We start from the raw sequence: 14,170 nt of genomic DNA on the forward strand, positions 1-14,170 counted from the left end.
TGAGCTCTGCAGCCGATCTTGCGAAAGCGCACTTGAGGCGAGCGGGGCAGCACTTGATGAAGGTGACGAACCAATAACCATGACTGCGATTAGCCATCCCTTCGATAGCAGCATCATCCTCGCCGGCATCCGACGCTGGGTCGAGATCGAAACGCCGACCGATGCACCTGAACAAGTCAACCGTTTGGCCACGCTGGTTGCCGAGGGCTATCGCGACCTCCCCGTCGAGATCGAGCGGGTCGCCGGCCGGGATGGCTGCGGCGACCATCTGCTGGCGCGCTCGTCATGGGGCCAGGATGCACCGGGCATCCTGGTGCTCAGCCATCTCGACACCGTTCATCCGCTTGGCTTCATCGAACGGCTGCCCTTCAAGGTGGAGGGGGACTGCGCCTATGGTCCCGGCATTTATGACATGAAGGGCGGGGCCTATCTCGCCTACTATGCGTTTCGTCAGCTTTGCCTGAGCGGCGAACGCGCGCCGCTGGGCATTACGCAATTGTTTGTTTCCGACGAGGAAATCGGCAGCCCGACCTCACGGGCGCTGATCGAGGCGGAAGGTCGTAAGGCGAAATATGTACTGGTGACGGAACCCGCCCGCGACGGCGGCAAGATCGTGACCGGGCGCAAGGGCGTGGCCCGTTTCGACATCTCGATCACCGGCGTGCCGGCCCATGCCGGCACCCGACCCGAGGACGGCCGCAGCGCGATCCGCGAGCTCGCCAATGTGATCCACGCATTGGAGGCGCTGAACGATCCCAAGCGGGGAGTCACGGTCAATGTCGGCGTCGTCCGTGGCGGCACCCGGCCGAACGTGATCCCGGAGATTGCCTATGCCGAGGTGGATGCCCGTCTCCCGACGCTGACCGACGCCGACGAAATCCTGGCCAAGATCCTGAACTTGAAGTCGCGCACCGAGGGCGTAACGGTCGAGGTGAAAGGCGAACTGAATCGTCCTCCTTACGAAAAGAGCAATGCCGGCGCGGCCCTGTTCGAGCACGCGCGGACGCTGGCGGACGAGATCGGTTTCGACCTCGTCGGCACCTCCACCGGCGGCGGCTCCGACGGCAATTTCACGGCGCCGTTCACGGCAACGCTCGACGGCCTCGGCGTCGACGGCAAGGGCGCACATACGCACTACGAACAGATGTATATCTCTTCGATCGAGCCGCGGACGCGGCTGTTGCACCGCCTGTATCAGACGCTGCGATGAAGGATGCCGTCCACATGCCGGACGCTGAGGGCCAAGGTGACGACGCGACATCGCATCGGCAAGGCTCGTTCTTCGGGCGCCGCAAAGGCCATCGGCTGCGGGCGCATCAGGCCGACCTGATCGAGCACCTGCTGCCGCATCTGGCACTCGATCTCGCACATCCGGCCGCCTCCGTCCTCGACCTGTTTGATCCTCCGGCCAAGGAGCTCAGGCTCGAGATCGGCTTTGGCGGCGGTGAGCATCTGGTTGCCGAGGCGCTCAGCTATCCGGAGACCGGTTTCATCGGCTGCGAGCCCTATGTCAACGGCATGGCCAAGATCCTGGCGCAGATCGAGGCTCATCATGTCCGCAACATCCGCTTGTTGGCCGGCGATGCCGCCGAGTTGCTGGCGTGGCTGCCGGCCGGATCGCTCGCCCGGATCGACCTGATCCATCCGGATCCCTGGCCGAAACGGCGACACTGGAAACGGCGGTTCGTGCAGGATGCGACGATCGCGGCAATGGCGCGAGCGCTCCGGCCGGGCGGCGAATTCCGCTTCGTCAGCGACATCGACGATTACTGCGCCTGGACGCTGTGGCATCTGTTGCGCGCGCCGCAGTTCGAGTGGACGGCCGAGCGCGCCGACGACTGGCGCCAGCCCTGGCCCGGCTACACCATGACCCGCTACGGTCAGAAGGCCACGCGTGAGGGCCGCGTCGCCAACTATCTGCGCTTCCGCAGAAAGTAACAGCGGCGCGGAGACGGCGGCGCGGCGGGAAGTCCCCGTCGCGATGGTTGCCAGCTCGTTACTGGGCGGTCCAGCTAATGCCTGGTCTTCCAGAACGTCACGACGCGCTCGGCCGTGGATGGCACGAGCCGTGCGTAGTTCACGCGAGCGGCTTCGATATCGGCCTGCGCAGGAATCCGCTTCGGTCCAAGCCGCAGCGTCATCAACGCGTGTACGGTTGCCCATTCCAGCCCGATGGTGCGACCGATGATCAGAAGTGGATCGTGACGGTCGCCCGACATCAGCCGGTCGAGGATCACGATCTTCAAACCCGACATCGCTGCCAGCGCGGCGACGGTCTCCTCATATTGATAGCTTCGCGCAAAGCTGAGCAGCGCGCTTTCGTTGAGGCCGCCGGACTCATAGAGCGCCAGAACGGTGCGCTGAGCCGGGACGAAATTCCGGGAGCTCGGGACCGATCCTGTCGTGCCATTGAGGTCCGCAACTGCCTCCTGGATCTTGGCCTGGCGCTCCGGCTTGACGACGTCAAACAGCCGTCGCCTGACCACTTCGAGAGACCCAGCAACGAGCGTCTTGAAACGAGCGTCTTGAGATGCGCGTCCGACAGATCGTGACGTTTGCCCACGGTCAGCGTCAGCACGCCGTCGAAGCTCGCCCGGCTGACCAGCTCGGAATAGCCGAATTCTGAAAACCGTGCGCCGCCATTGCCCGCGGCGCGGCGGACGACGTCGCGGTCACCGCGACAGACCAGGATATCCGTGACATCGGCCGAGAGCGTCGGCCGTTCCGACATTGCCAGGAGATGGTCCTGCCCCTGGTCGCGCGCGATCTCGATCAGGCAGGTTTCGTCGAGCACCGGGGAACGCCGCAAGAGCGGCCCCGCCACCATGATCTCGTCCTCGCGCGCGAGCTGGCGGACAAGAATCCGCGGCGCCCGGTCGAGCCGTGACAGCCGCTCGGCGAGATCGATCCGCGCAATCACATCCGTGTGCGGAACCAGCGCGATCAAAAGCCCGTCAAACAGGTTGATGTGTTCGGGACGAAGCTTGGCGGCATCTTCGAAGAACAAGTCCGCGATGCGGCGGGCAGCCTCGGATCGGCGCCCGCGATCACCCCGCCTGATGATCTGATCGACCCCGGGGATCAGCGAAATGGCGATGGTCATAGCAAGGACTCGATACGCAACACAATGGAGACCTACGGGAAGGGGGTCTCCGCCAGATGACCCGAAAATTCCGTGGAGTTTAACGGGTCTTGGTGAATCAACGGTTAGGTGCTCAGCCACCTCGTCGCGGGAGATGGCGTTCCGAATCGAGGCCAAAATCTCTCGGACCTGGCTTCCCGGCCCTTGCCGGATCGCACCAGAACCGCTATATCTACTGCAACTTACAGTTTCTCATATACGATCGCGTAGTGAGAGTGGGCCCTCCGGGACCCGCTCTTTTTTATTACCTGAACTCGCCGGCGGCCGAATCCGCAGCCGGGCTCGGGGAACGCGATCGGACGAGTTCCAAAAGCCCAAAGAGCCGGGACTGCAACTCACCGCATTGACAAGACCCCATCTGATCGACGCCTGACAATGACCGAGCCCACGTTAGACCCTGTCGACACCGACCTCTTGACCGAGCCTCGTCTCGTTGTCGAGCCGGGCGTGGCCGCGCGGGTGGCCGCGGTCGCGGCGCCGGTGCTGCAGGGCATGGGATATCGGCTGGTACGCATCCGGATTTCCGGCGAGGCCGGCTGCACGGTGCAGGTCATGGCGGAACGCCCGGACGGCACGATGCAGATCGAGGACTGTGAAGCAGTGTCGCGGGCACTGTCGCCGGTGCTCGACATCGCCGACCCAATCGAACGCGCCTATCGGCTGGAGATTTCCTCGCCCGGCATCGACCGACCGCTGGTGCGCCGCTCCGATTTCGTCCGTTACACCGGCCATCTGGTCAAGATCGAGATGGCTGTCGCGCATCAGAACCGCAAGCGGTTCCGCGGCATCCTGGCCGGCGTCGAGGGCGAGGCCGTGCGGGTGACCCGGGACGACGTGCCGAAGGATCAGGAGCCGGATGTGCTGCTGCCGATGGGCGACATCGGCGACGCCAAGCTGGTGCTGACCGACGAATTGATCGCGGAGTCGATGCGTCGCGGCAAGGCTGCCGAACGGGAGCTGAAGCGCGACCTCGGTCTCGCCCCACCCCTCGCGCCGCATGCCAAGCCGGCCGGCAAGGCCAAGGGTCCGAGCCAGCGTACAGACAAGAAACCGGCAAAGAAGCCTTTGCCGCAAAATACCAAGCAACATCGCCTCGCCGCGCAACGCGCGCGCAGGGGCGAGATCGATCCTGATTAGAGGAGACTGAGCCATGGCCGTCAGCGCCAACAGGTTGGAACTGCTGCAGATCGCCGACGCAGTCGCGCGCGAAAAGTCGATCGACCGTGGCATCGTGATCGCGGCGATGGAAGACGCGATCGCAAAGGCGGCCCGCGCCCGTTACGGCAGCGAGACCGACGTGCATGCCGAGATCGACCCCAAGCGCGGCGAACTGCGCCTGTCGCGCCACATGCTGGTGGTCGACAAGGTCGAGAACGCTTCGAACCAGATTTCTCTGGAGGATGCGCGGCGCGCCAATCCGGGCGCGCAGATCGGCGACACCATCGCCGACACGCTGCCGCCGCTGGAATATGGCCGCATCGCCGCGCAATCGGCCAAGCAGGTGATCGTGCAGAAGGTGCGCGAGGCCGAGCGCGACCGGCAGTATCAGGAATTCAAGGACCGCATCGGCGACATCGTCAACGGCGTCGTCAAGCGCGTCGAATATGGCAGCGTGATCCTCGACCTCGGTCGTGGCGAAGCCATCATCCGCCGCGACGAAATGCTGCCGCGCGAGGTCTTCCGCAACGGCGACCGCGTCCGCGCCTATGTCTTCGACGTCCGCCGCGAGACCCGCGGCCCGCAGATCTTCCTGTCGCGGACCCATCCGCAGTTCATGGCGAAGCTGTTCGCGCAGGAGGTGCCGGAGATCTATGACGGCATCGTCGAAATCAAGGCGGTGGCCCGCGATCCGGGCTCGCGCGCCAAGATCGGCGTGGTGTCCCGCGATTCCTCGGTCGATCCGGTCGGCGCCTGCGTCGGCATGCGCGGCTCGCGCGTGCAGGCCGTGGTGAACGAGCTGCAGGGCGAGAAGATCGACATCATCCCGTGGTCGCCGGACATCGCGACCTTCGTGGTCAACGCGCTGGCCCCTGCCGAGGTCAGCAAGGTCGTGATCGATGAAGACCGGGAGCGTATCGAGGTCGTGGTTCCCGACACCAACAACCAGCTGTCGCTGGCGATCGGCCGCCGCGGCCAGAACGTCCGCTTGGCCTCGCAGCTGACCGGCTGGGACATCGACATCCTGACCGAGCAGGAAGAATCGGAGCGCCGTCAGGCCGATTTCGAGAACTCCACCCGCGTCTTCATGGAATCGCTGAATGTCGACGAGGTGGTCGGCCAGCTGCTGGCGTCCGAGGGCTTCACCTCGGTCGAGGAATTGGCACTGGTCGATCTGAAGGATCTGGCCGGCATCGAGGGCTTCGATGAGGAAACCGCGACCGAGCTGCAGACCCGGGCGCGCGAGTTCCTGGAGCAGCAGGAGGCTGAGCTCGAGGCCAAGCGCAAGGAGCTCGGCGTCGAGGACGCCTTGAAGACCGTTCCCGGCGTCACCTCCAAGATGCTGGTCAAGTTCGGCGAGAACGACATCAAGACGGTCGAGGATCTCGCCGGCTGCGCCACCGACGACCTGGTCGGCTGGACCGAGCGCAAGGACGGCGGCGAGCAGACCAAATATCCCGGCATCCTCGATGGCATCGATATTTCCCGCGACGACGCCGAGGAGATGGTCATGCAGGCCCGCGTCAAGGCCGGCTGGATCAGCGAGGCCGATCTGGCCAAGAAGCCCGAGGAGCAAGAGGCCTCCGAAGACCAGCCAGCAGCCTGACCCGATGGACGCGCTGATGACACCCGCCATGAACTCGCGCAGCTGAGATGAGGAGCCGCCCGACCGCATGCTCGCCCTGGCTGACCCCGAGCTCGACAATGGACCGCGGACCGACAAGTCCGCGACCATGCGGACCTGCGCGGTCAGTCGCGAGGTGCGGCCGATCAGCGAGCTGATCCGTTTCGTCGTCGCGCCCTCTGGCGAGGTCATACCTGATATCAAGCGCAAGCTCCCCGGCCGCGGGCTATGGATTTCAGCCTCGCGACAGACCGTTGCGGAAGCGGTGCGCCGTCACCATTTCAGCCGGGGCTTCAAGCGGGATGTTCGGGTCAACCCGGCCCTTGCCGAGGAGACCGACGCCTTGCTGGCGCGCAGCGCCATCGACGCGCTCGGGATCGCGGCCAAGGCGGGGCAGGTCGTTTCCGGTTTTGCCAAGGTCGAGGCGGCACTCTCACAGCGGCAAGCGCGGACAGGCCTTGCCGCGCTGATCCATGCCAGCGACGGTGCACCGGACGGAATCCGCAAGCTCGACGCGCTCGCGCGGCCAAATGCCGGGGATCCAGGGCAAGCCCCGACATTTCCAATCATCAGCTGCCTCACATCGGCAGAATTGGATTTGGCACTAGGGCGGTCAAATGTGATACATGCTGCCGTGCTCGCGGGCCCGGCGAGCAGGACATTCCTGTCGCGCAGCCAGACACTGGTCCGATACCGGTCGGCCGACGCTGACAAGACTGCCGGAACCGCGGCCGGGAATTCGAAGATCTAGCGACGATTTGCACGAATGGGACGGTGCGGCTTCCCGCACGAAAATAACGAGATTAGGACGACTGAATGGCCGACAACAATACTCCGGGCGACAAGAAACTGAGTGTCCCGAGCAAGACCTTGACGCTGAAGCCGCGCGTCGAGACCGGCACGGTGCGCCAGAGCTTCCCACACGGCCGGAGCAAGCAGGTGGTGGTCGAGAAGCGCGGCAAGCGCCGGATGGGCGATGGACCCGAGGCGCCGCACGCGCCGGAGCCGGTCGTCGCCAAGGCATCGCCGCCGCCGCCAAGCCCACGGCCTTCTGGCCCGCGGCAATCGGGTCCGGCGCAGCGCGGCGGATCCGGCGTGGTCCTGCGCACGCTGACCGAGGACGAGCGCTCCGCGCGCGCCAGCGCGCTGGCCGACGCTCGCCAGCGCGACGTCGAGGAGCGCCGTCAAGCCGAGGAAGAGGCACGGCGTCGCGCCGAGCGTGAGGCCGCCGAACGCGCTGAGCGCGAAGCTGCCGAAGCGCGCCGCAAGGCTGAGGAAGAACGCCACCGCCAGGAAGAGGAAGCCAAGCGCAAGGCCGAGCAAGAGGCCAAGAAGCGATTTGGCGAAGGCGAAGCGCGCCCACAACAGGCTGCTGCGGCCGCAGCACCGCAGCCGGCCGCGACAGCGCCGGCCCGGCCAACGCCCGCGCCTGGCCGCCCGATCGGCGCCCCCGGCAGTCGGCCACCACAAATCGGTTCCGGTTCGCGCCCCGCCGGCGCACAGCCCGCGGGCGCGCGCACGGCTGCCAGCGCCAGGCCCGCCGGCGGTCCGCTCGGCCGCACGCCTCCCGGCGTCGCCGCCGGGCCGGACGAGGATGAGGGTCCGCGCCAGATCCGCCGTGGTCCGGGCGGCGCCGCACGCCCGGTCATGGCGCCGAAGACCACGCACAAGCCCGCGCCCCAAAAGCAGCGCGGCCGCCTGACCGTGGTCACGGCGCTGACGGCCGACGATGTCCGCGAGCGCTCGATCGCCTCGTTCCGCCGCCGGACCCAGCGCCTGAAGGGCCATGCCGCCAACGAGTCGAAGGAGAAGCTGGTCCGCGAGGTGACGATCCCGGAAGCGATCACGATCCAGGAACTGGCGAACCGCATGTCGGAGCGCGCGGTCGACGTCATCCGCCTGCTGATGCGGCAGGGCGCGATGCACAAGATCACCGACGTGATCGATGCCGACACCGCGCAGCTGATCGCCGAGGAGCTCGGCCACAGCGTGAAGCGCGTGGCCGCCTCCGACGTCGAAGAAGGCCTGTTCGATGTAGTCGACGATTCCACCGACACCGAGCCGCGTTCGCCGGTCGTGACCGTGATGGGCCATGTCGACCACGGCAAGACCTCGCTGCTCGACGCGCTGCGCCACGCCAATGTGGTCTCCGGCGAAGCCGGCGGCATCACCCAGCACATCGGCGCCTATCAGGTGACCGCGCCGGATTCCGGCAAGAAGATCACCTTCATCGATACGCCCGGCCACGCCGCGTTCACCGCGATGCGCGCCCGCGGCGCCAAGGTCACCGACATCGTGGTGCTGGTGGTCGCGGCCGATGACGGCGTGATGCCGCAGACGATCGAGGCGATCAACCACGCCAAGGCGGCGAAGGTGCCGATGATCGTCGCGATCAACAAGATCGACAAGCCCGATGCACGGCCTGAACGGGTCCGCACCGAGCTGCTGCAGCACGAGGTGCAGGTCGAGTCGTTGGGCGGCGATGTCGTCGACGTCGAGGTATCCGCCAAGAACAAGACCAATCTCGATCGTCTCCTGGAGATGATCGCGCTGCAGGCCGAAATTCTCGACCTGAAGACCAACTCGCACCGTCCGGCCGAAGGCACCGTGATCGAAGCCAAGCTCGATCGCGGCCGCGGTCCGGTGGCGACCGTGCTGGTGCAGCGCGGCACCCTGCGTGTCGGCGACATCATCGTCGCCGGCGCCGAGATGGGCCGCGTGCGCGCGCTGATTTCTGACCAGGGCGAGACGCTGACCGAAGCCGGCCCCTCGGTGCCGGTCGAAGTGCTCGGCTTCAACGGTCCGCCGGAGGCCGGCGATCGTCTCGCGGTGGTCGAGAACGAAGCCCGCGCCCGCCAGGTCACCAGCTATCGTGCGCACCAGAAGCGCGAGAATGCCGCAGCCAACATTTCCGGCATGCGCGGCTCGCTCGAGCAGATGATGTCGCAGTTGAAGACGGCTGGCCGCAAGGAATTCCCGCTCGTCATCAAGGCCGACGTGCAGGGCTCGCTCGAAGCGATCCTGGGTTCGCTGGAGAAGCTCGGCACCGAGGAGGTCGCCGCCCGCATCCTGCACGCCGGCGTCGGCGGCATCAGCGAGTCCGACGTGACGCTCGCGGAAGGCTTCAACGCCGCGATCATCGGCTTCTCCGTCCGCGCCAACAAGGAGGCGGCCGCCGCCGCCAAGCGCAACGGCATCGAGATCCGCTACTACAACATCATCTACGACCTCGTGGATGACGTGAAGAAGGCGATGAGCGGTCTCTTGGCACCCACGCTTCGAGAAACCATGCTCGGCAACGCGCAGATCCTGGAGGTGTTCAACATCTCCAAGGTCGGCAAGGTCGCGGGCTGCCGGGTCACCGACGGCACCGTGGAGCGCGGCGCCAATGTCCGCCTGATCCGCGACAACGTCGTGGTTCACGAGGGCAAGCTGTCGACGCTGAAGCGCTTCAAGGACGAAGTGAAGGAAGTGCAGGCCGGCCAGGAATGCGGCATGGCCTTCGAGAACTACGGCGACATGCGTGTCGGCGACGTGATCGAGTGTTACCGCGTGGAGACGATCCAGCGCTCGCTGTAAGTCCAAATCTTACGTGCGTTGGAACGAAGCGAGGAGCGTCCCGCATGTGGCGGGGCGCTCGCCGCCTTTGAACTCACGAGAGCGCCGAAGCTCGGTGTTTCCTTTGAGGATTCGCCGGGGTCTTTTGAACTCCCGAGAGTGTCGTTGAACTCAACAGAATGACCGCAATCGCCGCGTAGCGCGCAGGCGATCACTATTGGATTTGAAAAATGCCTCGCCATCATCAGAAGGGAAGCGCAGCTCCCGGCGGATCGCAGCGTCAGCTGCGCGTGGCCGAAACCGTGCGCCACGCTGTCGCCGAGATTCTTTCCCACGGTAGCGCCCATGATCCGGACCTCGAGGGACACATCATCACGGTGCCCGAAGTCCGCATGTCGCCTGACCTGAAGCTTGCAACCATTTACGTGATGCCTCTCGGCGGACGCGACACCGAGATCGTGCTCGCGGCGCTGGAGCGCAACAAGAAAACTTTGCGCGGAGAGATCGCGCGTCGCGTTAACCTGAAATTTGCACCTGACATCCGCTTCCGCGTCGACGAACGATTCGATGAAGCGGAACGGATCGAGAAATTACTAAGAACACCTGCGGTGCAAAGAGACCTTCATTCGGATTCGGAAGAGAACTGATGAATATCCCCCCCGAAACCGGCGCCGTGCTGGCGCCAGACGCCGAAGCCACCGAACTCCGAGGCGATAAATCGGCCGGCGGACGCACGCAGCCGCGCGACAACAATGATCCCCGCAACAAGCAGCGCCACGGCAACCAGCCGCGCCGCGATCGCCGCGACGTCCACGGCTGGGTCGTGCTCGACAAGCCGGTCGGCATGACCTCGACCCAAGCAGTCGCGGTCGTGAAGCGGCTGTTCCAGGCCAAGCGCGCGGGGCACGCCGGCACGCTGGATCCGCTCGCCTCCGGCGGTCTTCCGATCGCGCTGGGTGAAGCCACCAAGACCGTCCCCTTCGTGATGGACGGCCGCAAGCGCTATCGCTTCACCGTATGCTGGGGCGAGGAACGCGACACCGACGACACCGAGGGGCGGGCAGTCCAGACCAGCGAGGCCCGGCCTAGCGTCGAGGCGATCCGTGCCCTGCTGCCGCAGTTCACCGGGCTGATCGCCCAGGTTCCGCCGCGCTATTCGGCGATCAAGGTACAGGGCGAACGTGCCTATGATCTGGCGCGCGACGGCGAGGTCGTCGAACTGGCCCCCCGCCCGGTCGAGATCCACGAATTAACGCTTGTAGAACAACCAGATAGCTCCCATTCGGTGTTCGAGGCCGAATGCGGCAAGGGAACCTATGTCCGGGCGCTGGCCCGCGACATCGGCCGCCTCCTCGGCTGTTACGGCCATATCTGCGCGCTCCGACGGACCCTGGTCGGCCCGTTTACCGAGAACGACATGATTCCGCTGGAACAATTGGAGGCTTTATGCAATAGAGCCGCGTCCGGCGAGGGAAGCCTCGCGGACGCCCTCTTGCCCGTTGAGACCGCGCTGGACGACATCCCGGCACTGGCCGTCACTCGGGCTGATGCGGCAAGGCTCCACAGGGGCCAGGCCGTTTTGTTGCGCGGACGGGATGCGCCCAATAGCAGCGGCACAGTCTATGTCACCGTCGCAGGCCGCCTTCTGGCGCTTGCTGAAATTGGCAATGGCGAACTCATCCCCAAGCGCGTGTTCAACCTGACCGGATTGACTGCAAACCCCGGTCGCAACGAAAGAGACTGACGATGTCGATTACCGCAGAACGCAAGGCGGAAATCATCAAGACCAGCGCCACCAAGCCCGGCGATACCGGCTCCCCCGAAGTTCAGGTCGCGATCCTCTCGGAGCGCATCAACAACCTGACCGGCCATTTCAAGACCCACGGCAAGGACAATCATTCGCGCCGCGGCCTCTTGAAGCTGGTGTCGACGCGCCGTTCGCTGCTCGACTACCTGAAGAAGACCGACGAGGCGCGCTACAAGGCGCTGCTCGAGAAGCACAACATCCGCCGTTAAGGTGGTGTTAGGAATGGACGCGCGCAACGTGGCGCGCGTTTTTGCATGAGCTTGCGAGAGCCGCCGGTTCGCGGCTTTCACCCTGCGAGTTCGCGTGTTGGGGCACGATCGGTGAGACACAGCAGACGCTGTTCCGACCGATTTGCCCAGTTTGCAGTATGTCCCAGCAGCAATCCGGCCGCTGGGCCTGACGGGCAAGGTGCCCGTTGACCGGAAGGATGGACACCATCCGAAAGATAAAAACCATGGCAGGATCGCAGGGCGCTGACCGCAATCCAGCGTCCTGCCATCTTGCGCATGGTTTTTGTGTTTCTGGGGCCGTGTCCTTCGCCGACTTCATGAAAGAAGATATCAATGTTCAATAAGCATTCCGTCGAAATCGACTGGGGTGGACGCCCCCTCAAGCTTGAAACCGGCAAGATCGCGCGACAGGCCGACGGCGCCGTGGTCGCCACCTACGGCGAGACCGTGGTGCTTGCCACCGTCGTCGCAGCCAAGGCACCGCGCGAGGGCGTCGACTTCCTGCCGCTGACCGTGGACTACCAGGAGAAGGCCTATGCCGCGGGCCGCATTCCCGGCGGCTATTTCAAGCGTGAAGGCCGTCCGACCGAGAAGGAGACGCTGGTCTCCCGCCTGATCGACCGCCCGATCCGTCCGCTGTTCGTCGACGCGTGGCGCAACGAGACCCAGGTGATCATCACCACGCTGTCGCACGACATGGAGAACGATCCGGACATCCTGGCAATGGTCGCAGCCTCCGCTGCGCTGACGCTTTCCGGCGTGCCGTTCAAGGGTCCCATCGGCGCTGCCCGGGTCGGCTTCGCCAATGACGAATACATCCTGAACCCGACGCTCGACGAGATGACCGACACCCAGCTCGATCTGGTCGTCGCCGGCACCTCGGACGCGGTGCTGATGGTGGAATCGGAGGCCAAGGAGCTCAACGAGGACATCATGCTCGGCGCGGTGATGTTCGGCCACCGCCACTTCCAGCCGGTGATCAACGCGATCATCGAGCTGGCGGAGAAGGCAGCCAAGGAACCGCGCGACGTTGCGATCATCGACAACGGCGAGATCGAGAAGGAGATGCTCGGGGTCGCCGAGCAGGACCTGCGCAAGGCCTATGCGATCCCGGTCAAGCAGGAGCGCTACGCTGCCGTCGGCGCCGCCAAAGAGAAGGTGATGGCGCACTTCTTCCCGGAAGGGCAGGAGCCGAAATACGACAAGCTCCGCGTCGCCGACGTGTTCAAGGAGCTGGAAGCCAAGATCGTCCGCTGGAACATCCTCGACACCGGCCGCCGCATCGACGGTCGCGACGTCAAGACCGTCCGCAACATCGTCTGCGAGGTCGGCGTGCTGCCCCGTGCTCACGGCTCGGCGCTGTTCACCCGCGGTGAGACCCAGGCGCTGGTCGTGACCACGCTCGGCACCGGTGAGGACGAGCAGTACATCGACGCGCTGTCGGGAACGTACAAGGAGACGTTCCTGCTGCACTACAATTTCCCGCCCTACTCGGTCGGCGAGACCGGCCGTCTCGGCGGCACCAAGCGCCGCGAGATCGGCCACGGCAAGCTGGCCTGGCGCGCGATCCACCCCGTCCTGCCGCCGCACCATGAATTCCCCTACACGGTGCGCGTGGTCTCGGAGATCACCGAGTCCAACGGCTCCTCGTCGATGGCGACCGTCTGCGGCTCGTCGCTGGCGCTGATGGATGCCGGCGTGCCGCTGAAGCGGCCGACCGCAGGCATCGCCATGGGTCTGATCCTGGAAGGCAGCCGCTACGCGGTTCTTTCGGACATTCTCGGCGACGAGGACCATCTCGGCGACATGGACTTCAAGGTCGCCGGCACCGAGGGCGGCATCACCTCGCTGCAGATGGACATCAAGATCGAGGGCATCACCGAGGAGATCATGCGGGTTGCGCTGGCGCAGGCCCGCGACGGCCGCATCCACATCCTGGGTGAGATGTCCAAGGCGCTGACTGCCGCGCGTGCCGAGCTCGGCGAATACGCGCCGCGCATCGAGACCTTCAAGATCGCCACCGACAAGATCCGCGAAGTGATCGGCACCGGCGGCAAGGTGATCCGCGAGATCGTCGAGAAGACCGGCGCCAAGGTCAACATCGAGGACGACGGCACCGTGAAGGTCGCCTCCAACGACGGCGAGGCGATGAAGGCCGCGATCAAGTGGATCAAGTCGATCGCCTCCGATCCGGAGATCGGCCAGATCTACGACGGCACCGTCGTGAAGGTGATGGAATTCGGCGCCTTCGTGAACTTCTTCGGTTCGCGCGACGGCCTCGTCCACATCTCCCAGCTCGCCGACAAGCGGGTGCAGAAGACCACCGACGTCGTCAAGGAAGGCGACAAGGTCAAGGTCAAGCTGCTCGGCTTCGACGATCGCGGCAAGACCCGGCTGTCGATGAAGGCGGTCGATCAGGAGACCGGCGAGGACCTCGAGGCCAAGCAGAAGGAAGCTGCCGCCACCGAGGCGCCGCGCGAGGCCGCCGGCGAGTAACCCGCGCAGGACTTGGCTGAAGACAACGAAAGGCGGCCGTCAGGGCCGCCTTTTTTGTTAGCTCAGCTTCATCGTCGCCCTAGTTGCGATATTCAGGTACGGACAGCCATTGGCTACGCCGTCACTGCGAGCGCAAGCGAAGCAATCCAGGAGCC

The 14,170-nt window shown here is 65.2% G+C and carries 10 protein-coding genes and 1 pseudogene; 10 read left to right on the plus strand and 1 reads right to left on the minus strand.

Going from position 1 to position 14,170, the window contains the following annotated elements:
* Positions 1-79 precede the first annotated feature (79 nt).
* Together QX071_RS02840 and trmB are read left to right on the plus strand one after the other, a co-directional pair.
* On the plus strand, positions 80-1,210 hold the full coding sequence (locus tag QX071_RS02840; protein WP_315702373.1) for a M20 family metallopeptidase: 1,131 nt from the start codon (positions 80-82) through the stop codon (positions 1,208-1,210).
* Between the two features lie 14 nt (positions 1,211-1,224).
* Positions 1,225-1,938, plus strand: coding sequence for a tRNA (guanosine(46)-N7)-methyltransferase TrmB (gene trmB / locus QX071_RS02845; RefSeq protein ID WP_315702372.1), 714 nt, complete (start codon positions 1,225-1,227; stop codon positions 1,936-1,938).
* A gap of 74 nt (positions 1,939-2,012) precedes the next feature.
* Here trmB and QX071_RS02850 read toward each other — a convergent pair.
* Positions 2,013-3,103 (minus strand): annotated as a pseudogene (locus QX071_RS02850) (DUF2336 domain-containing protein).
* A gap of 414 nt (positions 3,104-3,517) precedes the next feature.
* Here QX071_RS02850 and rimP point away from each other — a divergent pair.
* From rimP to pnp, 8 genes are all read left to right on the plus strand, one after another.
* Positions 3,518-4,279, plus strand: coding sequence for a ribosome maturation factor RimP (gene rimP, locus QX071_RS02855; protein WP_315702371.1), 762 nt, complete (start codon positions 3,518-3,520; stop codon positions 4,277-4,279).
* 13 nt (positions 4,280-4,292) lie between these two features.
* On the plus strand, positions 4,293-5,906 hold the full coding sequence (nusA, locus tag QX071_RS02860) for a transcription termination factor NusA (protein WP_315702370.1): 1,614 nt from the start codon (positions 4,293-4,295) through the stop codon (positions 5,904-5,906).
* A 67-nt stretch (positions 5,907-5,973) separates the two neighbouring features.
* A complete protein-coding gene (locus tag QX071_RS02865) occupies positions 5,974-6,675 on the plus strand; it encodes an RNA-binding protein (protein WP_315702369.1) in 702 nt (233 codons plus the stop codon).
* A 65-nt stretch (positions 6,676-6,740) separates the two neighbouring features.
* Positions 6,741-9,503: a translation initiation factor IF-2 gene (infB, locus tag QX071_RS02870; protein ID WP_315702368.1), complete on the plus strand. Its 2,763-nt coding sequence runs from the start codon at positions 6,741-6,743 to the stop codon at positions 9,501-9,503.
* 209 nt (positions 9,504-9,712) lie between these two features.
* Positions 9,713-10,129, plus strand: coding sequence for a 30S ribosome-binding factor RbfA (gene rbfA, locus QX071_RS02875; RefSeq protein WP_315702367.1), 417 nt, complete (start codon positions 9,713-9,715; stop codon positions 10,127-10,129).
* Positions 10,129-11,226: a tRNA pseudouridine(55) synthase TruB gene (gene truB / locus QX071_RS02880; protein ID WP_315702366.1), complete on the plus strand. Its 1,098-nt coding sequence runs from the start codon at positions 10,129-10,131 to the stop codon at positions 11,224-11,226. The genes rbfA and truB overlap by 1 nt, the downstream gene beginning before the upstream one ends.
* Positions 11,227-11,228: 2 nt before the next feature.
* On the plus strand, positions 11,229-11,498 hold the full coding sequence (gene rpsO / locus QX071_RS02885; protein WP_315702365.1) for a 30S ribosomal protein S15: 270 nt from the start codon (positions 11,229-11,231) through the stop codon (positions 11,496-11,498).
* A 354-nt stretch (positions 11,499-11,852) separates the two neighbouring features.
* Positions 11,853-14,015: a polyribonucleotide nucleotidyltransferase gene (gene pnp / locus QX071_RS02890; RefSeq protein WP_315702364.1), complete on the plus strand. Its 2,163-nt coding sequence runs from the start codon at positions 11,853-11,855 to the stop codon at positions 14,013-14,015.
* Positions 14,016-14,170: the final 155 nt, after the last annotated feature.

Source organism: Bradyrhizobium sp. SZCCHNS1022 (genome assembly GCF_032484835.1).
Lineage (GTDB): Bacteria > Pseudomonadota > Alphaproteobacteria > Rhizobiales > Xanthobacteraceae > Bradyrhizobium.